The organism is Nocardia sp. bgisy134 (assembly GCF_057708325.1).
Genome location: NZ_JBYIRW010000010.1, coordinates 260475 through 285065, shown reverse-complemented (window position 1 = coordinate 285065; position 24591 = coordinate 260475). Strand labels below are relative to the sequence as shown.

Annotated in this window: 23 protein-coding genes; 11 read left to right on the top strand and 12 right to left on the bottom strand. The window is 70.2% G+C overall.

Features of this window, described 5'->3' with window-relative positions; all coding sequences use genetic code 11:
- Nucleotides 1–55: 55 nt before the first annotated feature.
- Together AC3ERS_RS19885 and AC3ERS_RS19880 are read right to left on the bottom strand one after the other, a co-directional pair.
- Nucleotides 56–487, bottom strand: coding sequence for a carboxymuconolactone decarboxylase family protein (locus AC3ERS_RS19885; RefSeq protein ID WP_431969548.1), 432 nt, complete (start codon nucleotides 485–487; stop codon nucleotides 56–58).
- 77 nt (nucleotides 488–564) lie between these two features.
- Nucleotides 565–867, bottom strand: a complete 303-nt coding sequence (locus AC3ERS_RS19880) for an ABC transporter substrate-binding protein (RefSeq protein ID WP_488186848.1) — start codon at nucleotides 865–867, stop codon at nucleotides 565–567.
- 132 nt (nucleotides 868–999) lie between these two features.
- Here AC3ERS_RS19880 and AC3ERS_RS19875 point away from each other — a divergent pair, with 132 nt between their 5' ends.
- Nucleotides 1000–1521 (top strand): hypothetical protein, encoded by a 522-nt coding sequence (locus AC3ERS_RS19875; RefSeq protein ID WP_431969517.1) that lies wholly within the window; start codon nucleotides 1000–1002, stop codon nucleotides 1519–1521.
- A gap of 116 nt (nucleotides 1522–1637) precedes the next feature.
- Here the strand turns inward: AC3ERS_RS19875 and AC3ERS_RS19870 are convergent, their stop codons facing one another.
- From AC3ERS_RS19870 to AC3ERS_RS19855, 4 genes are read right to left on the bottom strand one after another with little or no spacing between them, the layout of a single operon-like run.
- On the bottom strand, nucleotides 1638–2522 hold the full coding sequence (locus AC3ERS_RS19870) for a potassium-transporting ATPase subunit C (RefSeq protein WP_431969516.1): 885 nt from the start codon (nucleotides 2520–2522) through the stop codon (nucleotides 1638–1640).
- Between the two features lies 1 nt (nucleotide 2523).
- Nucleotides 2524–4677 carry a potassium-transporting ATPase subunit KdpB gene (gene kdpB, locus AC3ERS_RS19865; protein ID WP_431969515.1) on the bottom strand — a complete coding sequence of 718 codons (2154 nt, stop codon included), beginning with the start codon at nucleotides 4675–4677 and terminating at the stop codon, nucleotides 2524–2526.
- 1 nt (nucleotide 4678) lies between these two features.
- Nucleotides 4679–6349, bottom strand: coding sequence for a potassium-transporting ATPase subunit KdpA (gene kdpA, locus AC3ERS_RS19860; protein WP_431969514.1), 1671 nt, complete (start codon nucleotides 6347–6349; stop codon nucleotides 4679–4681).
- The gene (locus AC3ERS_RS19855) at nucleotides 6350–6628 is read right to left on the bottom strand and encodes a potassium-transporting ATPase subunit F (RefSeq protein WP_431969513.1); all 279 of its coding nucleotides are present in this window, start codon (nucleotides 6626–6628) and stop codon (nucleotides 6350–6352) included. It abuts the gene before it with no gap.
- Nucleotides 6629–6878: 250 nt separating this feature from the next.
- On the opposite strand from AC3ERS_RS19855, the gene AC3ERS_RS19850 reads away from it, so the two are divergent.
- From AC3ERS_RS19850 to AC3ERS_RS19815, 8 genes are all read left to right on the top strand, one after another.
- Entirely contained in the window at nucleotides 6879–7031 is a 153-nt protein-coding gene (locus AC3ERS_RS19850) for a hypothetical protein (RefSeq protein ID WP_431969512.1), read from the top strand.
- A 71-nt stretch (nucleotides 7032–7102) separates the two neighbouring features.
- Nucleotides 7103–9940, top strand: coding sequence for an ATP-binding protein (locus tag AC3ERS_RS19845; RefSeq protein WP_431969511.1), 2838 nt, complete (start codon nucleotides 7103–7105; stop codon nucleotides 9938–9940).
- 101 nt (nucleotides 9941–10041) lie between these two features.
- Complete coding sequence (locus AC3ERS_RS19840) at nucleotides 10042–10713, top strand: response regulator (RefSeq protein WP_431969547.1); 672 nt, start codon at nucleotides 10042–10044, stop codon at nucleotides 10711–10713.
- A gap of 116 nt (nucleotides 10714–10829) precedes the next feature.
- A complete protein-coding gene (locus AC3ERS_RS19835) occupies nucleotides 10830–11297 on the top strand; it encodes an OsmC family protein (RefSeq protein WP_431969510.1) in 468 nt (155 codons plus the stop codon).
- A gap of 143 nt (nucleotides 11298–11440) precedes the next feature.
- On the top strand, nucleotides 11441–11749 hold the full coding sequence (locus tag AC3ERS_RS19830) for an acylphosphatase (protein WP_431969509.1): 309 nt from the start codon (nucleotides 11441–11443) through the stop codon (nucleotides 11747–11749).
- A 31-nt stretch (nucleotides 11750–11780) separates the two neighbouring features.
- Complete coding sequence (locus tag AC3ERS_RS19825; RefSeq protein ID WP_431969508.1) at nucleotides 11781–12479, top strand: hypothetical protein; 699 nt, start codon at nucleotides 11781–11783, stop codon at nucleotides 12477–12479.
- Entirely contained in the window at nucleotides 12479–13645 is a 1167-nt protein-coding gene (locus AC3ERS_RS19820; protein WP_431969507.1) for a glutathionylspermidine synthase family protein, read from the top strand. The genes AC3ERS_RS19825 and AC3ERS_RS19820 overlap by 1 nt, the downstream gene beginning before the upstream one ends.
- Before the next feature lie 60 nt (nucleotides 13646–13705).
- Complete coding sequence (locus AC3ERS_RS19815) at nucleotides 13706–14155, top strand: DUF350 domain-containing protein (RefSeq protein ID WP_431969506.1); 450 nt, start codon at nucleotides 13706–13708, stop codon at nucleotides 14153–14155.
- 41 nt (nucleotides 14156–14196) lie between these two features.
- Here the strand turns inward: AC3ERS_RS19815 and AC3ERS_RS19810 are convergent, their stop codons facing one another.
- Nucleotides 14197–14823: an MBL fold metallo-hydrolase gene (locus AC3ERS_RS19810; RefSeq protein ID WP_431969505.1), complete on the bottom strand. Its 627-nt coding sequence runs from the start codon at nucleotides 14821–14823 to the stop codon at nucleotides 14197–14199.
- Nucleotides 14820–15905 carry an S-(hydroxymethyl)mycothiol dehydrogenase gene (locus AC3ERS_RS19805; RefSeq protein WP_431969504.1) on the bottom strand — a complete coding sequence of 362 codons (1086 nt, stop codon included), beginning with the start codon at nucleotides 15903–15905 and terminating at the stop codon, nucleotides 14820–14822. Before AC3ERS_RS19805 ends, AC3ERS_RS19810 begins: the two co-directional genes overlap by 4 nt.
- Before the next feature lie 215 nt (nucleotides 15906–16120).
- Between AC3ERS_RS19805 and AC3ERS_RS19800 the strand changes: the two genes are divergently transcribed.
- Nucleotides 16121–16546: a DUF1707 SHOCT-like domain-containing protein gene (locus AC3ERS_RS19800; protein WP_431969503.1), complete on the top strand. Its 426-nt coding sequence runs from the start codon at nucleotides 16121–16123 to the stop codon at nucleotides 16544–16546.
- Nucleotides 16547–16615: 69 nt separating this feature from the next.
- Here AC3ERS_RS19800 and AC3ERS_RS19795 read toward each other — a convergent pair whose 3' ends face one another.
- Entirely contained in the window at nucleotides 16616–18112 is a 1497-nt protein-coding gene (locus AC3ERS_RS19795; RefSeq protein ID WP_431969502.1) for a hypothetical protein, read from the bottom strand.
- Between the two features lie 462 nt (nucleotides 18113–18574).
- Here AC3ERS_RS19795 and smc point away from each other — a divergent pair, with 462 nt between their 5' ends.
- A complete protein-coding gene (smc, locus tag AC3ERS_RS19790; RefSeq protein ID WP_431969501.1) occupies nucleotides 18575–22189 on the top strand; it encodes a chromosome segregation protein SMC in 3615 nt (1204 codons plus the stop codon).
- Between the two features lie 76 nt (nucleotides 22190–22265).
- Here the strand turns inward: smc and AC3ERS_RS19785 are convergent, their stop codons facing one another.
- The 3 genes from AC3ERS_RS19785 to AC3ERS_RS19775 form a co-directional block, all read right to left on the bottom strand.
- Nucleotides 22266–23246, bottom strand: coding sequence for an Acg family FMN-binding oxidoreductase (locus AC3ERS_RS19785; RefSeq protein WP_431969500.1), 981 nt, complete (start codon nucleotides 23244–23246; stop codon nucleotides 22266–22268).
- A gap of 138 nt (nucleotides 23247–23384) precedes the next feature.
- A complete protein-coding gene (locus AC3ERS_RS19780) occupies nucleotides 23385–23597 on the bottom strand; it encodes a hypothetical protein (protein ID WP_431969499.1) in 213 nt (70 codons plus the stop codon).
- 16 nt (nucleotides 23598–23613) lie between these two features.
- A complete protein-coding gene (locus AC3ERS_RS19775; protein WP_431969498.1) occupies nucleotides 23614–24501 on the bottom strand; it encodes an MBL fold metallo-hydrolase in 888 nt (295 codons plus the stop codon).
- Between the last annotated feature and the right edge of the window lie 90 nt (nucleotides 24502–24591).

The following is a 24591-nucleotide window of genomic DNA, read 5'->3' as shown; positions in this document are numbered from 1 at the left end:
CATCCTGGCCGAGACCACCGACAAACCGACCGTAAAGTCTTGTCGGCTCGGCCGGTCAGACGGGCTCGGGGAGCATGCGCAGCGGCACGGCGATCCTGTTCCAGAGGTTGATCATCGCGGTGATGGCGACCAGACCCGCCCGCGCGCCCTCCTCGAAGTGCTTCTCCACCTCGGTCCAGATCTCGTCGCTCACGCCGTGCTCGCCGAGGCGGGTCACCGCCTCGGCGTAGGCCAGCGCGGCCCGTTCGGCCTCGGTGTAGAGCCTCGACTCGCGCCAGGCGTCGAGCTGGAAGATGCGCTTCTCGGTCTCGCCTGCCAAGCGAGCGTCGGTGGTGTGCATATCGATGCAGTACACGCACCCGTTCAGCTGGGAAGCCCTGATCTTCACCAGTTCCCGGACGACCGGGTCCAAGGGGCCGCGCCGGATCGCGCCCTCGGCGGCGATCCACGCCTGGTACACCTCGGGCGCGGCCTGCGGCAGCTTCATCCGTGACACGTCGTCATCCTCTCGTCGAGATTTCGTCTGATGTATCAAGGACGAGACGGCGCCGGGAAATGTGACAGTCAGCTCGGCCTGGACGCCCGCTTCGCGCAGCGCGCCTTGCAGATACCTGTCGATGTAGGAGCCGGACGGCACGCCGTCTTCTTGCCCGCGAGATCCTTCAGCGAGGTGATCGACGGATCTTTCACCACCACAACGGCGTTCAGGCCGACGGCGTTGATGGCGGGCAGCCGCGTCTGCAGACCGCTGCCGCGGGCGATCAGGGCGGGAGTGTCGCCGTAACTCGCCACGTCCAGCTTCCCGCCGACCAGCGCCTGGTTCAGGTCCGGGCCGTTCGGGAAGCTGAAGACCTCGATGTTTCGCACGCCGAGAGGTTGCAGCGCGGGCAGCAGGGAGTGAACCCCGCGCCGCGCAGGCAGGACCGCCCGGTGGCTTGTAGGGTTCATGGCGGGGCCGGAGGGTGTCCGGCGGGCTGCGCGGAGAAAGGGACAGCGGGGATGTCGGACGCATCGGTCGAGGTGCTGCTGGACGACTTCGAGAACAAGGACAAGTGGGATCTCGCGGGGGACGGGGCGAGCAAGACGCACCTCACCACGTTCGCGGAGGGCGCGCCGAGCAAGACGCCCGGCGTCTATGCCGACGGCGTCGCGGGTGCGGACCAGCGCGCGCTCGTGCTGCTGGTCCGCGGGGCGAGCGCCGATCTCGAGATCGAGCTCGTGGCGAAGCCGGGACAGTCCTTCTCGATCGCCGGGAAGCTGGCGATACTGAACCTGTGGGTGCGTTCGCCGCACGCGTCGATTCGGGTGTCCGCCCGCCTCGGCGGCGACCAGGGCGAGACCGAACCGGTGCTCGGCGCCGTCGCCGCAGGCGCGGAGTGGCAGCGCCTCGGGCACGAACCGGCGGACGCGATCGCCGACGCCGAGGTGCTGGGTCTGAAGATCCGGCTCACCGAGGTCGTCAAGCGAGAGGGCGAGGTCATGATCCTGCTGGACGACCTGACCGCCCGCACCGCGCTGTGACGATAGGTATTTCACCCGCCTGAGCGTGCGGGCGGAAACCTGGCGCGGAAAAGTGGACAGCCCCCGGCGTGCACGCACGCCGGGGGGCTGTTCTTTCGAACGCGGTGAGCCGAAGCTCAGCCGCGAAGGGGGTGGGTGCGGTCCAGGTCGAGATTCAGCTCGACCACGTCGACGCGCGGCTCCCCGAGGAACCCGAGGGTCCTGTCCTCGGTATGCGCCTCGACCAGCATGCGCACCTCCGCTTCGGAAATGTTGCGCTCCTCGGCGATCCGCGGGACCTGAAGCTCCGCGTAGGCGGGGGAGATGTGCGGATCGAGGCCGCTGCCGCTCGCGGTAACCGCGTCGGCGGGGACCACCGGAACGGCGGGGGCGTCGCCGCGGATCGGCACGAGACGGCCGACCGAGTAGTCCACGCCGGGCTCGGCGCACTGGACCCGCACTCCGAGATAGGCGTCGAGGAAGGGCGCGGCCGGGCATGCCTGGTTCACGCTGATCACCTGCACCGGCCGTGAGACCTCGCCGTCGGCGTCGCGCGGGCCGATCACCGAGAGCACCGCGCCGACACCGTCTTTCGTGCAGAACGGGCGGGAGCCGTCGACCCCCTCACGGTCGCCGATCTCCTTGCTTCGCGCGCACACGGCGGTCAGCAGGCTCGCCCGTCCCTCGGGATCGAAGACGTTCTGATCCACGATGTCCTCGGGCCCGAGGTTGCTCGCCGCCGTGGACAGCGGGTCGTAGCCGTCCCCGGCGGCCGAGGGGCGGCTCTGGAAGTACTGAACGAGCGCGTTGCCGTCGGCGTCGGTGAACGACTGGCCGATCAGGCTGCTGCCCACCACCGTTCCGTCCGACGTGAGCAGTGAGCCGTCGGCCTTCTCGTTCAGCCCCGGCAGTTGGCCGACCGCGAAAACCGCCAGCGGATAGACGATTCCGGTGATCGCGGTCAGCACGAGCAGGGCACGCAGCGCGGCAAGGTGCTGGCGGATCCAAGTGGACATACGCATGTCAGGACATCCCGGGGAGGAGGTGGACGACGAGATCGATGAGCTTGATGCCGACGAACGGCGCGACGATGCCGCCGAGGCCGTACACGGTCAGGTTGCGGCTCAACAGTTTCGACGCGTGCGACGGGCGGTAGCGCACGCCGCGCAACGCCAGCGGGATCAGCGCCACGATGACGATCGCGTTGAAGATCACCGCGGACAGGATCGCCGATTGCGGACTGGCCAGCCGCATGACATTGAGCAGGTCCAGGCCGGGGAACAGCCCGACGAACAGCGCCGGGATGATGGCGAAGTACTTGGCGATGTCGTTGGCGATGGAGAACGTGGTCAGCGCGCCCCGGGTGATGAGCAGCTGCTTGCCGATCTCCACGATCTCGATGAGCTTGGTCGGATCGGAGTCCAGATCGACCATGTTGCCCGCTTCTTTGGCCGCGGAGGTGCCGGTATTCATCGCGACGCCGACGTCGGCTTGGGCCAAGGCGGGAGCGTCGTTGGTGCCGTCGCCGGTCATGGCGACCAGACGTCCGCCGTCCTGTTCCTTCTTGATCAGGGCGAGCTTGTCCTCGGGAGTGGCCTCGGCGAGGAAGTCGTCGACGCCCGCCTCGTCCGCGATCGCTTTGGCGGTCAACGGATTGTCGCCGGTGATCATGACGGTGCGGATGCCCATCCTGCGCATCTCGTCGAAGCGCTCCCGCATGCCTTGCTTCACCACGTCTTTGAGGTGGATGACGCCGAGCAGTCGTGCGGTGCCGTCCTTGATCTCGCCGACGACCAGCGGGGTACCGCCGGAGGCGGCGATACCGTCGACGGTGATGCCGACCTCCTCGGGCACCGAACCGCCCTTGCCGCGCACCCATTCGGTCACCGCGCTCGCCGCGCCCTTGCGCAGCTGGTGTCCATCGGCGAGGTCGACGCCCGACATGCGGGTCTGCGCGGTGAATTCCACCCAGGTCGCGCCGGTCAGCTCGCCGGGGGTGCGCTCGCGCTTGCCGTAGGCCTGCTTGGCGTACACCACGATCGAACGGCCTTCGGGTGTTTCGTCCGCGAGACTGGACAACTGCGCGGCGTCGGCCACTTCGTCATCCGAAATACCGGGCATCGGAAGGAATTCCGAGGCCTGCCGGTTGCCGAGGGTGATGGTTCCGGTCTTGTCGAGCAGCAGCGTGTTCACGTCGCCGGCGGCCTCGACCGCGCGGCCGGACATGGCGAGCACGTTGCGCTGCACCAGCCGGTCCATGCCCGCGATGCCGATCGCCGACAGCAATGCGCCGATGGTGGTCGGAATCAGGCAGACCAGCAGCGCGACCATGACGATCCCGGTGATGCCGTCGGCGTTCAGCGCCGCCGTGTCGGGCACGCCAGGGTTGTTCGCCTTCGAGAAGATGGCCAGCGGCTGCAAGGTGGCGACGGCGAACACGAAGATGATCGTGAGCGCGGCGAGCAGGATGTTCAGCGCGATCTCGTTCGGCGTCTTCTGCCTGCTCGCGCCCTCGACCAGGGCGATCATCTTGTCGATGAAGCTCTGGCCCGGCTCCTGAGTGATCCGGACGACGATCCGGTCCGAGAGCACGGTGGTGCCGCCGGTCACCGCGGAGCGGTCGCCACCGGATTCTCTGATGACCGGGGCGGATTCGCCGGTGATGGCCGATTCGTCCACCGAGGCAATGCCTTCCACGACATCACCGTCGCCCGGGATGACCTGTCCCGCCTCGACCACCACGTAGTCGCCCCGGCGCAGTTCCGTTGCGGCGACCCGCTCTTCGACCACCCGAGCGCCGGGCGACCAGTCGGCGAGGCGCCGCGCCACCGTATCGGTCTTGGCCTTGCGCAGCGTGTCGGCCTGCGCCTTGCCGCGTCCCTCGGCGACCGCCTCGGCCAGGTTGGCGAACAGCACGGTGAGCCACAGCCAGACCACGATGGCCCAGGCGAACACGCTCGGATCGGCGATCGCGAGCACGGTCGACCAGACCGCGCCGATCTCCACGATCAGCATCACCGGATTGCGCCACAGCGTGCGCGGGTCCAGCTTGCGTACGGCGTCGGGCAGCGAGGTCAGCAGCAGGGCGGGGTCGAGCACGCCGCGGGCGACCTTGTGGTCGCCGCGTTCCGGCGCGGTGCCGGGCCGGGCGGCGGGTTCGGTTGCGGTACCGATCATGTCAGTCGATTCCTTCGGCGAGCGGCCCGAGCGCGAGCGCGGGCAGGAAGGTGAGCGCGACCAGGATCACGGTCACGCCGACCACCAGCCCGACGAACTGCGGGCGATGGGTCGGCAGCGTGCCGATCGAGGCGGGCGTGGTGCCCTGCTTGGCGAGTGATCCGGCGAGCGCGAGCACGAAGATGATCGGCAGGAACCGGCCGAGCACCATGGCCAGACCGAGTGCGGTGTTGTACCACTCGGTGTTGCCGGTGAGGCCCGCGAAGGCGGAGCCGTTGTTGTTGGCGGCCGAGCTGAACGCGTACAGCACCTCCGACAGGCCGTGCGGCCCGCCGTTCAGCATGCTCGCGCGCTGGCCGGGCAGCGCCATGGCGATCGCGGTGAACGTCAGCACCAGCAGCGGGCTGATGAGGAAATACGAAGCGGCCAGCTTGATTTCGCGCGGCGTGATCTTCTTGCCCAGGTACTCCGGGGTGCGTCCGACCATGAGGCCGGCGACGAAGACGGTGATCACCGCGAGGATCAACATGCCGTACAGGCCGGAGCCGACGCCGCCGGGCGCGACCTCGCCTAGTTGCATGTCGAACATCGTCATCAGGCCGCCGAGGCTGGTGTAGGAATCGTGGAAGGAGTCCACCGCGCCGGTGGAGGTGAGCGTGGTCGCGGCCGCGAAGGTGGCCGAATTCGACACGCCGAAGCGAGTTTCCACGCCCTCGGTGGCGGCTCCGATGGCCGTCGGCACGGTCCCGTGGTTCTGCAACTGGAAGAGATTCGTCAGCGCGATGCTCGTCAGCGCGATCGTGCCCATCACCGCCACGATCGCGTAGCCCTGCTTGGTGCTGCCGACCATGCGGCCGAAGGTGCGCGGCAGCGAGGAGGCGATGACCAGGATCAGGAAGATCTCGATCCAGTTCGTCCAAGTCGTCGGATTCTCGAACGGGTGGGCGGAGTTGGCGTTGTAGAAGCCGCCGCCGTTGGTGCCGAGTTCCTTGATGACCTCCTGGCTGGCGACCGGGCCGCCGGTGATCGTCTGCTGCGCGCCCGCGATCGTCTGGGCGACCTGATCGTGCAGCTGGAAGTTCTGGATGACGCCGCCCGCCACCAGCACGATCGCGAACACGAACGCGATCGGCAGCAGGATGCGCAGCGTGCCGCGCACCAGGTCGACCCAGAAGTTGCCGAGGTCGCCGGTGTGCCTGCGGGCGAACCCGCGCACCAGCGCGATCGCGACCGCCATGCCCACCGCCGCCGAGACGAAGTTCTGCACCGCGAGCCCGGCCATCTGCACCAAGTGGCCCTGGGTGGTCTCGCCGGAATAGTTCTGCCAGTTGGTGTTCGTCACGAAGCTGACGGCGGTGTTCCAGGCCAGCGCCGGGGTCATCTCGGTGGCGGGATCGTTCAGGTGCAGCGGCAGTCTGCCCTGGATCAACTGGAAGAAGAACAGGAACAGGATGCTGACCGCCGAGAACGCGAGCACACTGCGGGCGTAGACGGCCCACGTCTGCTCGACCTCCGGTTGCGCGCCGATGGCGCGGTAGACGAGCCGCTCCGCGCGGGAGTGCTTGGCGCTGCTGTAGACGCGGTACATGTAGTCGCCGAGCGGGATGTGCACCAGGGCCAGCGCGAGAACCAGGGACGCCACGAAGACGATCCCCGCGGTTGTCGTGTTCACCTAGAACCTCTCGGGGAAGAGCAGGGCCGCGACCATGTAGACGGCCACGGAAACGGCGAGCGCGAGACCGATCAGGTTCGCGGTCACAGCTTCTCCACCCCTCGTTGCACCAGACCCAGCAGTGCGAACACCGCGACCGTGAGCGCCGTGAACACCACGACAGACATGACTTTTCGACCTCCTTGCGGCTCCCGGATGCGGAGCGCACAGCGAGTCAAGCGCCCATTCGGGGGCGTGGCCGCTTCCCTGACGAGTTCTTAGCGCCTCTTGGCGCGCCATTGACGGTCCGTTAACGGGTCGGGCGCGCGGTGGCCGCGCGGGCGGGACACCGGTCTCGGGCACGAGCCGGACCGGTGTCGTGTCTCCCGCGCAGGGTGCGCACAAGGAGGACGTCAAGGACCGGGGCGGGACCGTCAATAGACCGTAAAGATCCGCCACTGGCGTCCGTGGCGGCGGTATTCCTGGTGGGGCCGGTCGGGCGGTGTATCCGCGCGACCGACGCCTTGCTCACCGTGTGGAAAGGTTCGATATGTCCCCCGTCACCGTCGCGGTGCTGCTCGGATTCGTGTGCTGCGCGCTGGTCATTCGCGTGTTCTCGCTGCGCGCAACGGAGTCGCGGCCGGTGACCGTCGCGTCGCCGAGTGCTCGGCAGGGAGACGCCGCGCCGGGCTTCGATGCGTGAAGGCCGGTGCAGCACGCCGCCTGATCAGAGGGATTCGCGGCGTGGATGCTGGAAAGCGCGATGATGGACGTGTGAAGCGCGGTCAACTACGGATCTACCTCGGTGCGGCGCCCGGTGTCGGCAAGACCTACGCCATGTTGGGCGAGGCCCACCGGCGGCTGGAGCGTGGTCGCGACGTGGTGGCGGCGGTGGTGGAGACGTACGGCCGGGCCAAGACCGAGAAGTTGCTGGCGGGTATCGAGCGGATTCCGCCGAAGATCATCGAGTACCGCGGCGCGCGGTTCCCGGAACTGGATGTGGACGCGGTGCTGCGGCGCGCGCCCGCGGTCGTGCTGGTGGACGAACTCGCGCACACCAACACGCCGGGCAGCGCCAATCAGAAGCGATGGCAGGACGTCGAGGAGTTGCTCGACGCGGGCATCGACGTCATCTCGACGGTCAACGTCCAGCATCTCGAGAGCCTCAACGACGTCGTCGAGCGGATCACCGGGATCACGCAGCGCGAGACGGTGCCGGACGCCGTGGTCCGCGACGCCGAACAGGTCGAACTGGTGGACATCACACCGGAGGCATTGCGGCGCAGGCTTTCCCACGGCAACGTCTACGCGGCCGACAAGGTGGACGCCGCGCTGCGCAACTACTTCCGTCCGGGCAATCTGACCGCGCTGCGCGAACTCGCGCTGCTGTGGCTGGCCGACCAGGTCGACGCCGCACTGGCGAAATACCGCGCCGACCACCACATCACCGAGCTGTGGGAGGCGCGCGAGCGCGTGGTGGTCGCGGTGACCGGCGGCCCGGAGTCGGAGACGATCGTGCGCCGGGCGAGCCGGATCGCGACGAAGTCCAGCGCCGATCTCGTCGTCGTGCACGTGGTGCGCGGGGATGGGCTGGCGGGCGTGTCGACCGAGCGGCTGGCTCGGCTGCGCGAACTCGCAGGCAGCCTGGACGCCTCGCTGCACACCGTCACCGGTGACGACGTGCCTGGCACGCTGCTGGAATTCGCCCGCGAGGTGAATGCGACCCAGCTGGTGCTCGGCACCTCACGCCGTTCCCGGTGGGCGCGCATCTTCGACGAGGGCATCGGCTCGGCCGTCGTGCAGCGCTCGGGGAAGATCGACGTGCACATGGTCACCCACGAGGAGGCCCACCGCGGTCTGCGCTGGCGTGCTCTGGTGCCGCGCCAACCGGCGCTCGCCTGGCCCGCCGCGATCCTGGTCCCGATTCTCGTGTGCGTGCTCAGCGCCGTGGCGCTGGACGGCTACCTCCAGTTGGGCGGGCTGAGCGCCGTGTTCTTCATCGGGGTCGTCGCGGTCGCGCTGCTCGGCGGCGTGCTGCCCGCCGCGTTCTCGGCGCTGCTGTCGGGATTGCTGCTGAACTGGTTCTTCACCGATCCGCGCTACAGCCTGACCATCGCCGAACCGGACAACTTCGTCACCGTGGTGGTGATGCTGTTCGTCGCGCTCGCGGTGGCCGCGTTGGTGGACGTCGCCGCCAAGCGAACGCGACAGTCGCGCAAGGCGTCTCGGGAGGCCGAGCTGTTGACCATGTTCGCCGGTGCGGTATTGCACGGGGCCGATCTGCCGAATCTGCTCGAGCAGGTGCGTGAGACGTTCGGGCTGCGGGCGGTGAGCATGGTGTGCGCGGGAACCGTCGTCGCGCGGGTCGGTATGGAGCCGCCGGAGCGGCCGGGCGCCGCCGACACCGTCATCGAGGCGGGGGACGGCACCAGCCTGCTGTTGCTGGCCGGGCACCCGCTCGACGCCGCCGACCTGCCGGTGCTCACCGCGGTGGCCAACCAGGCGGCGGGTCTGGTGCGCCAGGCCAGGCTGGCCGAGGAGGCGAGCGCCGCGGCGGCGCTGCTCGAGGCCGACCGCTTGCGCCGCGCGCTGCTCTCGGCGGTGAGCCACGATCTGCGGACGCCGCTGGCGGGCGCCAAGGCCGCGGTGTCCAGCCTGCGCAGCGACGACATCGAGTTCTCGCCGGAGGACACCACCGAATTGCTGGAGACCATCGAGGAATCGGTGGACCAGCTGACCGCGCTGGTGGGCAACCTCCTCGATTCCTCGCGACTGGCCGTCGGCGTGGTGAGCCCGCAGCTGCGACAGGTGTACATGGACGAGGTGGCGCACCGCGCCTTGGTGAGCGTCGGGATGGGCGCGCGCGGCCTGCGCCGCGCAGCGTTGAATCGGGTGGAGGTATCCGTCGACGAGGTGTCGGTGCTGGCCGACGCGGGGCTGCTGGAGCGCGTGCTGGCCAATTTGATCGACAACGCGATTCGCCACTCACCGCCCGACACCCACGTCCGGGTCACCGCCGAACACGATGGCGACCACGTCGCGATCGCGGTGGTCGACCGCGGACCCGGCGTGCCGCCCGGCGCGGAGGAACAGCTCTTCGAGCCGTTCCAGCGGCTGGGCGACCGGGACAACACCACCGGCGTCGGGCTCGGTCTCTCGGTGGTGCGCGGCTTCGTCGAGGCGATGGGCGGCGTCGTGCACGCCGAACCCACACCGGGCGGCGGACTGACGATGCTGGTCGACCTGCCCGCCGCGGAGTCGGCCGTCGCCGTGGGGAGTGCAGCTCTCGAAGCGTCGGACGTCGGCGACCAGGGCGGTGCGGCGGGCGACGGGGACGGGTCCGGCGAAGCGTCGGAGCAGAGTCGCGACCGGGCGTCGGCGGGCCGCGACACTACGCCCGCGGTGGACGGGGGCATCGCGCCCGAGGCGGGCTCGGGCGTCGTGCCTGCGACGAGCGGAGGGACCGGGGCGAGCGCGCGGCGCGCCTCCGACGCCGGGATCGGGCGTGTGTCGTCCGGCGCGGCTTCGGGGGAGCGCGTCGGTGCGGGGGACGATGGCAGAAATAGCAGGGACGGCGAGGACGCGGCGCGGACCGGGGGCGCGCACGGATGACGAGGGTGGTGGAAGGTGTCGAATCCGACGGGGCTGCAAGGGAATTCGTGGTGAACGAGGACAGGCCGGAAGCCGGAGCCGCGCAGGCTCCGTCGATCAGGGTGCTCGTGGTCGACGACGAACCGCAGATCGTGCGCGCGCTGCGGATCAACCTGTCGGTGCGCGGATACGAGGTGATCACCGCGGGAACCGGAGCGGCGGCGCTGCGCGCGGCCGCGGACAAACATCCCGACGTGGTGATCCTCGATCTCGGCCTGCCGGATATGGACGGCATCGAGGTGCTGGGCGGACTGCGCGGCTGGACCAGCGCGCCGGTGATCGTGCTCTCGGCGCGCACCGACTCCACCGACAAGGTGGAGGCGCTCGACGCGGGCGCCGACGACTACGTGACCAAGCCGTTCGGCATGGACGAGCTGCTGGCCCGGCTGCGCGCGGCCGTGCGCCGCGGGGCGACCGACGGCGAGACGTCCGATCCGGTGGTGGTGACCGATTCGTTCACCGTCGACCTGACCGCCAAGAAGGTCACCAAGAACGGCGAGCCCGTCCATCTCACCCCGACCGAGTGGGGGATGCTCGAGATGCTGGTCCGCAACAAGGGCAAGCTCGTCGGCCGCAAGGAATTGCTGCGCGAGGTCTGGGGTCCGTCCTACGCGACCGAAACCCATTATCTGCGGGTCTATCTCGCGCAATTGCGGCGCAAGCTGGAGGACGATCCCGCACGTCCGCGGCACCTGCTGACCGAGGCGGGCATGGGGTACCGCTTCCAGGTCTGACCGCGTCCGGCAGCGACGGCCGGGAGTGTGGCCGGGGTCGCAGCCAGGAATGGTGTCCGCCCGAGCGATGTTGGCAGGCGTGAGCCGTTCCCGACGAAGATGGCAGGATCGAACCCATGGCTGAACCAACCGTTGCCCCTGCGACCGCCACTACGGCATCGACCACCGCGGAGCCGACCACCCTCTGGGTCGAGCGCACCGGCACCCGTGCCTACACCGGCCGCAGCTCCCGCGGCGCCGAGGTGCTGATCGGATCGCAGGGCGTGCCCGGTGTGTTCACCCCCGGCGAGCTGCTGAAGATCGCGCTGGCCGCCTGCTCCGGGCTGAGCGCGGACTTCCCGCTCTCGCGCAAACTGGGCGACAACTTCGACGCGACCATCCGCGTCTCCGGCGACGCCGACCGGGAGAACGAGGTCTACCCGCAGCTCGACGAGGTGTTCGAGCTCGACCTGAGCGAACTGGACGAGCAGGCGCGCGAGCGGCTGCTGGTCACCGTGCAGCGCGCCATCGACAAGGTGTGCACCGTCGGCCGCACGCTGAAGGCGGGCAGCAAGGTCACCCTCTCCTTCGACGTCGACTCCTGAGGACGAAGTCCGCTCGCTGTGGTGGCAGCGCGGACAAGCTCTGACGACATCCCGGACGCCCGGCCGCGATGATGCGCCGCCGGGCGTTCGCCACGTCCTGCCCCCTGCGCCGCGCGCGGCGGCGGGTACGGCATTCTGATCGGATGACTGAAACTCCGCACGGCGCGGCCGCATCCACCGACCGGGTCCGGCTCGGCGCCTGGGTGCACGGCACGGTGCAGGGCGTCGGTTTCCGCTGGTGGACGCGGGCGCGGGCGCTGGAGCTCGGTCTGGTCGGATCCGCGCGCAACACCAGCGACGGCCGAGTGCACGTGATCGCGGAGGGCAGCCGCGCGGCGTGCGAGCGGTTGCTGGAACTGCTGCGATCGGGCGATACTCCTGGTCGGGTGACCTTGGTTGTGGAAAGCTGGGAGCCCCCGCGGGGAGATTCGACCGGATTCGAGGAGCGCTAGTGGTGGGTCCGAAGGGCATGGGGAGGGATCGGTGAGCACGCGGAATTCGGGCGACGGGGACCAACAGCGTCCCGACGAGCCCGCCAAGGAACCGGAGTGGACCACCCCCCAGCTGAACGTGCCCGAGCCGCCGGACCTACCGAGCCCGCAGGAACCACCGCCGCCCCTCGGTCCGCGGCCGGGCAGCATCCAGCGACAGGAGCCTGGCGTCACCCAGCCGCGCCCGCCGACCGTGGCCGAGGCGCGAGCCAGGGACAAGGCTCGCAAGCGCGCCGCCGACGCGCAGCGCGCGGCGCAGGCGGCGGCCGACGCCAAGAAACGCACCCGCAACCGGGTGCTGATCGGCGGCATCGCCATCGTGGGCGTCGCGGGACTCGTCGGCGGCGGATATCTGGCGTACCGGGCGCTCACCGCGCCGGACGAGGTCACCGCCTACTGCGTGCAGACCGAGAACGGCCAGGAGCTCGTCGTCGAGGACAAGTACTGCGGGCCGGGCCAGGCGGGTTTCGTCGACGACAGCGGCGGCTCGCACAGCCACGCGGGCCCGATCATCATCTACGGCGGCGGTCCGCAGTACCGCTACTACTACGGCGGCAGCAACACCGTCGGCAAGCCGCCCGTCGGCGGCTCCACCCTGAAACCCAAGGGCGCCCAGATCACCACCAAGTCCGGCACCACCATCCAGCGCGGCGGGCTCGGTAGCAAGAGCACCGGCGGCGGTGGTTCCTGATGCGTCGCGTCCGCGGCACACCGCGCCAGGATTGGCAGCGAATCATCGAGGGGCAGGGCCTGGTCTACGGCGCACCGGGCCGTGACGCGAGCGGTCTGCCGCGCCCGTACTGGGACGAGTCGGTGCACTACGAGTTCGACATGCCGGAGATCCTCGCGCTCGAGGCCGATGTCGAACTGCTGCACTCGATGTGCCTGAACGCCGTCGAACACGTCGTGCTCACCGAGCGGTTCCGGGATTTCGGTCTGCCGGAATGGAGTTGGGCGCCGATCGCCGAATCCTGGCGGCGCGGCGACCCGCACGTGTACGGCCGCTTCGACCTGCGCTACGACGCGCGCCGCCCGGCGAAACTGCTGGAGTACAACGCCGATACGCCGACCTCGCTGCTGGAGGCGGCGATCGTGCAGTGGCACTGGCTGACAGCGCTGTACCCCGACGACGACCAGTGGAACTCCTTGCACGAGAAGCTGGTCGAGCGCTGGGGCGTGCTGCGCGACACGTTGCCCTCGCCGCAGCTGCATTTCACCTGGTCCTCGGCCGACGCCACCGGCGAGGACAACGTCACGACGGCCTACATGCAGGAGACCGCCGCGGAGGCGGGCTTCGACACCATCGCGCTGCCCATCGAGGAAATCGGATTCGACACGGAGCTGGAGCGTTTCGTCGATCTGGCCGAGGCGCCGATCGAGTCGATCTTCAAGCTCTACCCGTGGGAGTGGGTGCTCGACGACGATTTCGGCAAGCGCGTGGTGCAGAGCCTGCCGCAGACCATGTGGATCGAGCCGCTGTGGAAGACGCTGCTCAGCAACAAGGCGATCCTCGCGATTCTGTGGGAGATGTATCCCGGGCACCCGAACCTGCTGCCCGCTTATCTCGATCAGCCCAACGAGCTCACCGAGTACATCCGCAAACCCAAGCTCGGCCGCGAGGGCGCCAACATGACCATCGTGGGCGCGGGCTTGGAGACCGCCACCGGCGGCGTCTACGGCGCAGAGGGTTTCGTGTACCAATTGCTCGACCCGCTCCCGGAATTCGACGAGATGCGGCCCGTGCTCGGCGCCTGGATCGTCGGCGACACCGCCGCGGGACTCGGCATCAGGGAGACCGCGGGACTGATCACCGACGACGGCGCGGCGTTCGTTCCGCACCGCATACCCACCGAATAGACCGGTGCGCGAGCACCACCGACCACCACACCAGCACCGAACCTTTCCGGAAGGACCACGATGACCGCAGTCGCCCTCGAATCGGGGTACTGGAGCGCGCTCGGCGAAGGCGTAGGGGCGATCGTCCTCTACGCCCTGGTCGGCCTCGTGCTCATGCTCGTCGGCTTCTACGCCATCGACCTGACCACACCGGGCGCCCTGCGCGGGCTGGTGGCCGAGGGCAAGCCCAACGCGATCATCGTCACGGCGGCGGGCATGCTCAGCATGGCGTTCATCGTCGTGCTCGCCATCTACTCGTCCGGCGGCAAGCTGGCCGAAGGGCTGATCGCCTCGCTGGTGTTCGGTCTGGTCGGCATTGTCGCCCAGGTCGTTTCGGTGCGGGTGGTCGAACGCGTCCTCGGCATCGATATCGGCGCCGCGCTGCACTCGGAGACCTTCACCACCGAGGTGCTCGTGGTCGCGGCCGCCCACTTCGCGCTCGGCCTGGTCGTGGCCGTCGCCATTCTCTGACCGGCGGGCGGCGCGGTTCGTTCCCGGAGCCCGCGCCGCGCTCAGTGGCCGCGGGCGATCCAGTCCGCCAGCGCGGGCTTCTCGGCGCCGATGGTGGTGCCCTCGCCGTGCCCGGTGTGCACCGTCGTCTCCTCGGGCAGCGTGAGCAGCCGGTCCCGAATGGAATCGATGATGGTGTCGAAGTCGGAATAGGAGCGGCCGGTCGCGCCGGGGCCGCCTGCGAAGAGCGTGTCGCCGGTGCACAGCGCGTGCAGGTCCGGCAGGTACAGGCAGACCGAGCCGGGCGAGTGTCCCGGCGTGTGCAGGATCTCGATCTCGGTGCCCGCCACCGAGATACGGGTGGTGTCGGCGAGCGAGCGATAGCCCGCGTCCGGATGGGTCATCCGCCACAGCGGATCGTCCGCGGGATGCAGCAGGACGGGCGCGTCGAATCGATCGCCGAGTTCCGGCGCGACGGTGACGTGGTCGTTGTGGCCGTGCGTGCACAGCACCGCGACGACGTGCCGCCCGCCGACCGCGTCCGCGATGGCGTCGGCGTCGTGCGCCGCGTCCACCACCAGCACCTCGCGGTCGTCGCCGACGAGCCAGACGTTGTTGTCGACCGCCCATGTCCCGCCGTCGAGGGAGAAGGTCCCCGAGGTGACCACCCGGTCGATGCGCGCGCTCACCAGACCACCACCGAGCGCAGCACCTCGCCCGCGTGCATGGCGGTGAAGGCCCGCTCCACCTCGTCGAGCGCGATCCGCTCGGTGACGAAGCGGTCCAGCGGCAGCCTGCCCTGCCGGTGCAGGTCGACGAGCATCGGGAAGTCGCGCTCCGGCAGGCAGTCGCCGTACCAGGAGGATTTCAGCGCGCCGCCGCGGGAGAACAGGTCGATCAGCGGCATCTCGATCGTCATGTCGGGCGTGGGGACGCCGACCAGCACCACGGTGCCCGCCAGATCGCGGCCGTAGAAGGCCTGCTTCCAGGTCTCCGGACGGCCGACCGCGTCGATCACCACGTCGGCGCCGAAGCCGTCGGTGAGCTCCTGGATGCGAGCGACCACGTCCTCCGCGCTCGCGTCGACGGTGTGAGTGGCCCCGAACTCGGTGGCCCAGGCCAGTTTCCGTGGGTCGCGATCGATCGCGATGATGGTGCGAGCCCCGGCCAGCCGGGCGCCTGCGATGGCGGCGTCGCCGACCCCGCCGCAGCCGATCACCGCGACGGTGTCGCCGCGTGAGACGTTGCCGGTGTTCAACGCGGCGCCGATGCCCGCCATCACGCCGCAGCCGAGCAGGCCCGCGACGGCCGGATCCGCCTCGGGATCGACCTTGGTGCACTGTCTTTCGTGCACCAGCGTTTTGTCGGCGAAGGCGCCGATGCCGAGCGCCGGGCTGAGCTCGGTGCCGTCGGTGAGGGTCATCTTCTTGCTCGCGTTGTCGCTCGCGAAGCAGTACCAGGGGCGCCCGCGCTTGCAGGCGCGGCATTCGCCGCAGATGGCGCGCCAGTTCAGCACCACGAAATCGCCCGGAGCCACGTGCGTGACCGCGGCGCCGACCGTCTCCACCACGCCCGCGGCCTCGTGGCCGAGCAGGAACGGGAACTCGTCGTTGATGCCGCCCTCGCGATAGTGCAGATCGGTGTGGCAGACGCCGCAGGCCTGCACCCGCACGACGACATCGTGCGGACCGGGATCGGGGATGACGATGTCGACCAGTTCGACCGGAGCGCCGATGGCTCGGGCGATGACGCCGCGCACGGTTTCGGACACGAAATCCTCCTCGAAGCTCGCATGCCGCCGTCGGCACCCGAACCATCTTGCCGTGCCGCGCGGCGCGCGGGGGCGCTGTCGGGCGAAGTCGGGCCGGAGCCCGCGCGTACCCAACAGGTAGGCGACGCGCCGTGCGGGGTTGACATTCCACATTGGAGGGTGCACGATTAGCGAATATTCCACTGTGGAGGGTGGAATCGTCGATAGGAACTGGCATGGACATCTCGACCGGTACCCGCGCCTCCGACGCCGAACGCGACCAGATCGTGCGGCTGCTCGGCAGGCACATGGCCGACGGCCGCATCGACTTGGCCGAATACGACCAGCGGGTCGCGCGCGTCTACGGCACCGCCACCCGCGACGACCTGCAATTGGTGCTCTCCGACCTGCCGAAGCTGTCGAAAGAGGCCGCCGCGCAACCGAAGCCACGCCCGCGCATCCCCATGTGGCAGCGCATCGAGGGCAGCAGCTGGCTCGGCGTCAGCATCCTGGTGCTCGTCATCTGGGCCGCCATCTCGATCGGCGTCGGCGAATTCACCTACCCGTGGCCGGTCTGGGTCATCGGCCCGTGGGGCGCGGTCCTGGCCTTCCGCATGCTCACCGGCTGGGAATCGGGACGCGGCGGCAAGCGGGCGGGGTAGTCGGCTTCCGTCCGAACCGATCGCGGGCAAGTGCGCGGAGAGAGCTGAACTGCCCGGGTGAAGCGCTGCTTACCGGTAGCGGTGCGCGCGGCGCTCGGACGTCGGCGGTGGATAGCTGCGCTCGGGTGGTTCCGAGGTGTGTCGGTCTTCGGAGGTCGCCTCGTAAGCGGCCGCCGCGGCGGGTCTACGCCGCGGGGGGACGCTTCGGTCGGAGGCCGCCTCGTAGGCGACTGCCGCCGCGGGCATGCGCTTCGGCGGTGCGGCGGACGGGGTCGAAGCGGCCGCCGTATGACGGCTCTGCGGCGCCGCGCCGCGATCGCGCGACGGTAGGTCCGCGGCGGATGGACGACCGTTCCGTTCCGGTGCGATCGGGTCGACGGGTACGGAGGGCGGCGCGTCCAGCGGGCGCGACCGGCGAGCGGCGCGTTCGGGTGCCCGCCTTTCGGCTGCCGGTTCCTCGGCTGGGCGCGGAGGTTCGTGGGCGGAGCGCGTGCGCCGGGTTGCCGACCGCTCCGGAGCGTCTGTGGTGCGGCTGCGCCGGGGCAGCGCGGGGCGGTGGTCCGCAGGTTCGGCTTCCGGTGTGGCGCGGCGGGATTCAGTGTCCTTCGCGGACTGCCGTGATTCGGTGACCTGGGTGGACCGCCGTGATTCGGTGACCTGGGCGGACCGCCGAGATTCGGTGACCGGGACGGACCGCCGGGATTCGGTGACTTGCGCTGACTGACGGGATTCGGTGACCGCGGCGGACCGCCGAGATTCGGTGACCTGCGCTGACCGTCGGGAGGCGGGGGCCGATGCCGCGCGACGGGACGCGACGGCGCTCCCGTCGGCCCGCGGGGCGACCGTCTCGCGGGCCGTTGCGGGTCGTGCCCGCTCCGGCGCCGCCTCGTCCGTCGCACGGGTAACTCCGGCGCGGGGGAGCGCCGCGGAACGGTCGGCCTCGGGCACGCGCCGCATGCCGACACGGAAGATCGGCAGTTTGGTGGTGACGCGGCTCGGGTGATCCCCCTTCTCGCGATAGGCGGCGGCGATGCCGTGCGCGCGCAGCCAGGCGCCGGGGTCGTCCCTGATCTCCGGCCCCGCCTCGAGAACGACGTCTTCGAGGAGTTCGATCAGATCGCTCTCGCTGTCGCCGCCCAGCGCCGCGCGGATGGCGGAGAACGTTTCGGGCCGGAAGGTCCAGGACCATTCGTGGCCGGGGTGCCGCCCGTCGTGGTCGTGGCCGTGCAGCACGAGGTTGCCCGACTTGGCGATGCGAGCGCGCACCGTGCGCCCGTCGGACTCGATGCGGCACTCGTTCGGCGGCTCCGCCCGGCGGGCCTCGTCGGCGGCGGGTTCGAGATCCTCTTCGTCTTCCAGTTCTTCGGCGCGGACGATCTCGAACCAGGCCACGACCATGGCGGCGACGCCCAGCGCGGCGGCGATCGCCAGCTCGATCCAGACGTCGGCCGGGATGACCCGCCTGGTGCGTTCGCACGCGTGCAGGAACAGCAGACAGCCGACGACGAGCGCGCCGATCCGGGCAAGCCGGAGAGCCGTGCCGGTGTCGACCGAAGGTGCGCGCATCCGCTGATAGCTCCCGAACAAGACTTGCCGCTGCCGAATCAGACAGGATCGTAAGCGCAGGAGCCCTCCGGTGGGAGACCGTAAGCGCCAGGGACGACAGGCGGTCGCTAGCCCGGCGGATGCCGGTCGATTACCAGCTCTCGGCAGCTAGGCTCGGGTCCAGATCCGCCCAAGCGGCCTCGCGCCCCTTGTGATGCGGCGCGATGTGGCCGATCCGGGTGCGACCGGCCCGGAGGCGACCAGGTGCGATGGTGCCGGAACGCGCCTGTGGCAAACCTCGAGCACATCGAAATGCGAAACATCGCCTGCCGACTCGTTAACCTGGATCGCACCGGTCGCCTCGAAGCCCACCCGCGACGCGGTGCGCCGCCCGCCGACGAACCCAGCCGCGACCGGCGGATACCATGGCTGGTCGCCCCGCGGGGACGCGTCCGACCACCGCGCACGGAAAGGTCGTCGAATTTGCACCTGAAGAGTTTGACGTTGAAGGGCTTCAAGTCCTTCGCGTCCGCGACGACGCTGCGCTTCGAACCCGGTATCACCTGTGTGGTCGGCCCGAACGGTTCCGGCAAGTCCAACGTCGTCGACGCGCTCACCTGGGTGATGGGCGAGCAAGGTGCGAAGGCGCTGCGCGGCGGCAAGATGCAGGACGTCATCTTCGCGGGCACGACGGGACGGGCTCCGCTCGGCCGCGCCGAGGTCACCCTGACCATCGACAACTCCGACGGCGCGCTGCCCATCGACTACGCCGAGGTCTCGATCACCCGGCGCATGTTCCGTGACGGCGCGGGCGAATACGAGATCAACGGCAGTTCCTGCCGTCTGATGGACGTGCAGGAACTGCTCAGCGACTCCGGCATCGGCCGGGAGATGCACGTCATCGTCGGACAGGGCCAGCTCTCCGCGATCCTGGAATCGCGCCCCGAGGACCGCCGCGCCTTCGTCGAAGAGGCGGCGGGCGTGCTGAAACACCGCAAGCGCAAGGAGAAGGCGGTCCGCAAGCTGGACGCGATGCAGGCCAACCTGGCGCGCCTGACCGACCTCACCACCGAACTGCGCCGCCAGCTCAAACCGCTGGGCAGGCAGGCCGAGGTGGCCAGGCGCGCGGCGACCGTGCAGGCCGACCTGCGCGACGCACGCCTGCGGCTGGCGGCCGACGACCTGGTGACCCGCCGCGGCGAGCTGGAGAGCCAGCAGAGCAAAGAGGCCTACGCCCGCGAACAGCAGATCACCGTGCAGACCGAGCTGGACGCCGCGAACGCCGCGCTGGCGCAGCAGGAATTCCAGCTGTCCAAGCTCACTCCGAGCGCGGAGGCCGCGGCCCAGATCTGGTTCCAGCTCTCCGCGCTGGCCGAGCGGGTGAACGCGACCATCCGCATCGCGAGCGACCGGGCCCGCCATCTCGACACCGAGACGCCGGTCGGCACCGGCCGCGACCCCGATCAGCTCGAGGCCGAGGCCGATCGCGTCGAGGCCGAGGAGGCCGAGCTGCGCGAGGCGGTCGAGATCGCGGTGGAGACCTTGGAGGCGGCCAGGGATCAGCTGGCCGAACGGGAGCACGCCGCGAAGGCCGCCGAACAGGCGCACCTGGCCGCCGTCCGTGCGATCGCCGACCGGCGCGAGGGTCTGGCCAGGCTCTCCGGCCAGGTCGACACGCTGCGGACCAGGGCGCAGTCGGTGGACGCGGAGATCGCCCGGCTGTCGGTGGCGATCGCCGAGGCCAGGCACCGCGGCGAGGCCGCGCAGGCCGAATTCGACAGCGTGCAGGACGAACTCGGCGAACTCGACGCGGGGGAGGAAGGGCTCGACGCCCAGCACGAGCACGCCGTGCAGGCGCTGGAGCTGGCCGACCAGCGGGTCACCGAGCTGCGCGAACAGGATCGCGACGCGGGCAAGCGGGTGGCCTCGCTGTCCGCGCGTATCGAGGCGCTCGGCATGGGCCTGGCCCGCCGCGACGGCGCCGCCTGGCTGGTGGAGAACCGCGCGGACGGACTGCTCGGCCCGCTGTCGGGGCTGCTGCGGGTGCACACCGGGTTCGAGGCCGTCGTCGCGGCGGCGCTCGGCCCGCTCGCCGACGCGGTGGCCGCCGACACCGAGGATGCCGCGCACGCGGCGGTGCGCGCGCTCAAAGCGGCCGACGGCGGCCGCGCCGCATTCGTTTTCGGCGCCGCGGAATCCGCGCGCTCGACCGGCGATCCGCTGCCGGGTTCGGCCCGGTGGCTGGCCGACGTGGTGGAATGCCCGGAGTCGGTGCGGGCGGCCATCGGCGCGCTCACCGCGGGTATCGCGGTGGTCGACGACCTCACGGCCGCGACCGAACTCGTCGCGGCCCGCCCCGAGCTGCGGGTGGTCACCCGCGACGGCGATCTCACCGGCACCGGCTGGCTGCTCGGCGGATCCGACCGCGCCCCCAGCCAATTGGAGATCCAGGCCGATATCGACGCGGCCGAATCTCAGCTGGTCGCGGCGCAGCGGCGCGCGGAGCAGCTGGAGGCGGCGCTCTCCGGCGCGCTGGCCGAACAGGCCGACCGCAAGGAGGCGGTGGACCACGCGCTGCTCTCGCTGCACGAATCCGATCAGGCGCTGATGGCCATCTACGACCGGCTCGGCAGGCTCGGCCAGGCGGCCCGCGCGGCACAGGCCGACAGCGACCGGCTCGCCGCTCAGCGCACCGAGGCGGAATCCGGGCGCGAGGAGGCGCTCGCCGCGCTGGCCGAGCTCGAGGACCGGCTGCGGCACGCGGAACTCGAACAATCCGAGATCGACGCCGACGGCCTCGGCGCGGCGGGCACCGAGACCGCCGGCCGTGACCGCGAGGAGGCGGCCGCCGCCTTGGCCGAGGCCCGCTCCATGGAGGTGGAGGCCAGGCTCGCCGTGCGCACCGCCGAGGAACGCGCGGAATCGGTTCGCGGCAAAGCGGATTCGCTGCGCCGCGCGGCCCGCGCCGAACGCGAGGCGCGGGCCCGCGCCGAACGCGCGCAGGCCGCGCGACGGCAAGCCGCGGCGGTCGCCGCCGCCGTCGCCGAGTCGGGCGCGCGGGTGGCGGGCGAGCTGGAGCGGGTGGTGGCCGAGGCGAGCACCCGCCGCGACGACCTGGTGCGCCGCCGCACCGAATGCGCGGCGCAGGTAGACCAGGTCAAGGAGCGGGCGCGCGCGCTGAGCACCCAGCTGGCCCAGCTCACCGACGCGGTGCATCGGGACGAGGTGGCCAAGGCGCAGGCCGCACTGCGGATCGAGCAGCTCGAGGCGACCATCGGAGAACAGTTCGGCATCGCGCTGAACGACCTGATCGCGGAGTACGGTCCCGACGTGCCGCTGCCGCCCTCGCCGCTGGAATGGGCGGAGTACGAGCAGGCCAAGGAGCGCGGCGAACAGGTCAGCGCGCCGCAGCCGATGCCCTACGATCGGGCCGGTCAGGAACGCCGCGCCAAACGCGCCGAGAAGGACCTGACCACCCTCGGCAAGGTGAACCCGCTGGCGCTGGAGGAGTTCGCGGCGCTGGAAGAGCGGTACAACTTCCTGTCCACGCAGCTCGAGGACGTCAAGAGCGCGCGCAAGGACCTGCTCGACGTGGTCGCCGAGGTGGACGCGCGCATCCTGCAGGTCTTCACCGAGGCATACGCCGACGTCGAGCGCGAGTTCGTCGAGGTGTTCGCCAAGCTGTTCCCCGGCGGCGAGGGCAGGTTGCTGCTCACCGATCCGTCCGACATGCTCACCACCGGTATCGAGGTGGAGGCTCGCCCGCCGGGCAAGAAGGTCAAGCGCCTGTCGCTGCTGTCCGGCGGCGAGAAATCGCTGACCGCGGTCGCCCTGCTGGTCGCCATCTTCCGCGCCCGCCCCTCGCCCTTCTACGTCATGGACGAGGTGGAGGCCGCGCTGGACGACACCAACCTGCGCAGGCTGATCGGGCTGTTCGAGCAGCTGCGCGAGAAGAGCCAGCTGATCGTCATCACGCACCAGAAGCCGACCATGGAGATCGCCGACGCGCTGTACGGCGTGAGCATGCGCGGCGACGGCATCACCCAGGTCATCTCGCAGCGATTGCGCGGCGAGAACCTCGCGCCCGCAACGGCTTAGGCGTACCTCCGCATCCGCTGCGGCCGTGCGCGGCTCGAAGAGGGACCGGCGTCCGGCAGCATTGGTCCAGGTGTACCTAAGCGCGGACCCCGGTCTCGATCACCTCGTGGACCGGGCGGCGTGGGGTGGACGGCAGCGGAGCGACACTGGCCGGCATGAAGCCGAGCCGGATCATCGCCTGCGGATGGGCGCAGTCGTGCAGCACGTCGGCGCGGATGGCGGAGCGCAATTCGGCCACGCCGAGCGGTTCGGTCTGCAGGCAGCTGGCCATGCCGAGGCTGGTCGCGGTGAGCAGCAGGGCGCTGGCGGCCTCACCCGCCCGCAGTTCGGTGCGGCGATCGTCGTCGGCCGTGCCGATCACCAGCCATTCCGAGCCGTCGGTCTCGAAGGAGGTATCGGCGAGTTCCGGCTCGAGGAAGGCGCGCTGCGAGATGTGGTCATCGGGACGCGGTCGCGGGGTGTTGGCCGCGGGCACGCCGTCCGCGGTGCCGTGCCTGCCGCTCCACGCGGCGAGCTCGGCGAGATAGGCGCGATCGTGAGCGTGCCGACCGGCCGCCGTGCGCGTCACCTGGCCGAGGGGCGTGCGCAGCGGCGGCGGGACCACCCGCGCCACCGCGCCGAACGGCACTGCGCGCTGCGCGACCTGGCGCAAGCGGCCGTACGGGACCCTACGGTCGCAGTAGTGCCTGCGATCGGATTGACGGTGCGCGATGGCGGCCCCGAGATCGATGTCGTCGCGGGTCGGGCTGTCCGTGTCCACCGAGATGCGGGCCAGATGATCGTGGTCGGCCGGATCGGGCAGGTAGTCGACCTCTGCGCTCCAGCCGTGCACCGCGAGCGCGACGCGCAGGTGGTGCAGCGCGGCGCCACAGCTGAGCAGCAGCGCGCGGCCGGTCGGGTCGGTCGACGGCAACCTACGGCGCGGGTCGGCGTACAGGTCGACGGATCGTTCGGATATTCGCCACCGCCACGGCTGGGTGTTGTGCACCGACGGTGCGCGGACCGCCATCGCCACGGCGTTTTCGAAGACCTCCGCGGTGGGTTGCCGCTGCTCCATGAATTCGGGTGATCCTTCCGGGGGGCCGGCGGCGATCGTGGCGCCGCGATATTTCCGGTTCGAAGCAATCTTCCCTGTTGACGACAGCCCGCACAGCCGAACAATTTCTCCGGGAGATATGTCACAAAGCTATGGACGTCAGCGGGCCCGTGCGGGCGCGAGCAGCCTGACCACCCCGGATTCCAGGTCGACCAGCGGATCGTCGCCCGCCTGCCGGTCGTCGAGCTTGGCGACCGCTACCCATTCTTTGCGTTCGTGGATGTGCTTGCGCGAGGGCCCGAAGATCTCGTCGATCTCGGCGCCGACCGGATCCCGTCGCTTGCGTGCGGTCCACCGCTCGAAGAGATTCACCGCATCCAGCGTATGGTCACCGGGCTCGATCCGCCGCAGCGAATCGGTGCGGCTGCCAGATGTGCCCGGCGGTGGCCGGGACGGCGCTGCCGAACTGGACGTCCGCGAAATGGCAGCCGTAGCCGAGGGTGCCGGGCGCGGCGAGTTCCTCGACGAGACCGTGCCGCACGTCCGCCGACCGCACCGGGTCGCGGTCGGCCACGGCCGAGAGCTCCGGGTAAGCGATCTGCAGCGACGAGTGCAGCGCGTCGCCGAACGCGACGAGCCGGTGCTCGCCCGTGCCGATGACGAACCCGGTGTGGCCGGTGGTGTGCCCTGGCAGCGCCAGCACCCGCACGCCGGGAAAGACCTCGTCGCCCTCGGCGACGGTGCGGATCTGGTGGGCGAACACGTCGAGCATCTCGGCGGTGGTGCCGTTGGCAGCGGCGAGGTCGCGGTGATGCCACTCGACTTCGGAGATCAGGACCCGCGCGTGCGCGAACGGTGTCCGGCGCGCACCGGGCGCCGCCTGCCAGAGCCAGCCGAAATGGTCGGCGTGCAGGTGGGTGACGGCGACGGTCTCGATCTCCGCTGGTTCGCGGCCGACCCGGGCGAGGTTGTCGAGCAGCGCGCCGCCGCGCAAGATCCCGACCCCGGTACGGAACGTCAGCGGGCCGAATCCGGCATCGATCAGCATGGCCCGCTCGCCGTATTCGATCAGCAGTCCGCCGACGCCGGCGACGAAGGAGTCGGCGTCGAGGTATTCGCTGTGCCTGCTCCAGAACCCGTCGGGCGCGGTGGGCAGCCAGGCTCGCGCGTTCATGGTGGTCAGGCCGTCGGGTAGGTAGGTGACTTGTAGAGCGCCGACCTGCACGGTGCGGAGTGAGGCGGGTTGGATCAAACGCTCGGCGACAGAGAAGGTCATCACGACTCGGCTTTCACGGGCGTCGGTGTGGGAGGTGCTCGTGACTCTATCGACGTTTCCGCGTCGCGTCGCGGTGAACGAACATCGAAT

Excerpts from the sequence above, each read along its gene's own strand:
- AC3ERS_RS19885 (WP_431969548.1), bottom strand. The coding sequence starts at position 487 with ATGAAGCTGCCGCAGGCCGCGCCCGAGGTGTACCAGGCGTGGATCGCC.
- AC3ERS_RS19875 (WP_431969517.1), top strand. The coding sequence starts at position 1,000 with ATGTCGGACGCATCGGTCGAGGTGCTGCTGGACGACTTCGAGAACAAG.
- AC3ERS_RS19870 (WP_431969516.1), bottom strand. The coding sequence starts at position 2,522 with ATGCGTATGTCCACTTGGATCCGCCAGCACCTTGCCGCGCTGCGTGCC.
- kdpB (WP_431969515.1), bottom strand. The coding sequence starts at position 4,677 with ATGATCGGTACCGCAACCGAACCCGCCGCCCGGCCCGGCACCGCGCCG.
- AC3ERS_RS19855 (WP_431969513.1), bottom strand. The coding sequence starts at position 6,628 with ATGGCGCGCCAAGAGGCGCTAAGAACTCGTCAGGGAAGCGGCCACGCC.
- AC3ERS_RS19850 (WP_431969512.1), top strand. The coding sequence starts at position 6,879 with ATGTCCCCCGTCACCGTCGCGGTGCTGCTCGGATTCGTGTGCTGCGCG.
- AC3ERS_RS19835 (WP_431969510.1), top strand. The coding sequence starts at position 10,830 with ATGGCTGAACCAACCGTTGCCCCTGCGACCGCCACTACGGCATCGACC.
- AC3ERS_RS19830 (WP_431969509.1), top strand. The coding sequence starts at position 11,441 with ATGACTGAAACTCCGCACGGCGCGGCCGCATCCACCGACCGGGTCCGG.
- AC3ERS_RS19820 (WP_431969507.1), top strand. The coding sequence starts at position 12,479 with ATGCGTCGCGTCCGCGGCACACCGCGCCAGGATTGGCAGCGAATCATC.
- AC3ERS_RS19815 (WP_431969506.1), top strand. The coding sequence starts at position 13,706 with ATGACCGCAGTCGCCCTCGAATCGGGGTACTGGAGCGCGCTCGGCGAA.
- AC3ERS_RS19800 (WP_431969503.1), top strand. The coding sequence starts at position 16,121 with ATGGACATCTCGACCGGTACCCGCGCCTCCGACGCCGAACGCGACCAG.
- AC3ERS_RS19795 (WP_431969502.1), bottom strand. The coding sequence starts at position 18,112 with ATGCGCGCACCTTCGGTCGACACCGGCACGGCTCTCCGGCTTGCCCGG.
- AC3ERS_RS19785 (WP_431969500.1), bottom strand. The coding sequence starts at position 23,246 with ATGGAGCAGCGGCAACCCACCGCGGAGGTCTTCGAAAACGCCGTGGCG.
- AC3ERS_RS19775 (WP_431969498.1), bottom strand. The coding sequence starts at position 24,501 with ATGACCTTCTCTGTCGCCGAGCGTTTGATCCAACCCGCCTCACTCCGC.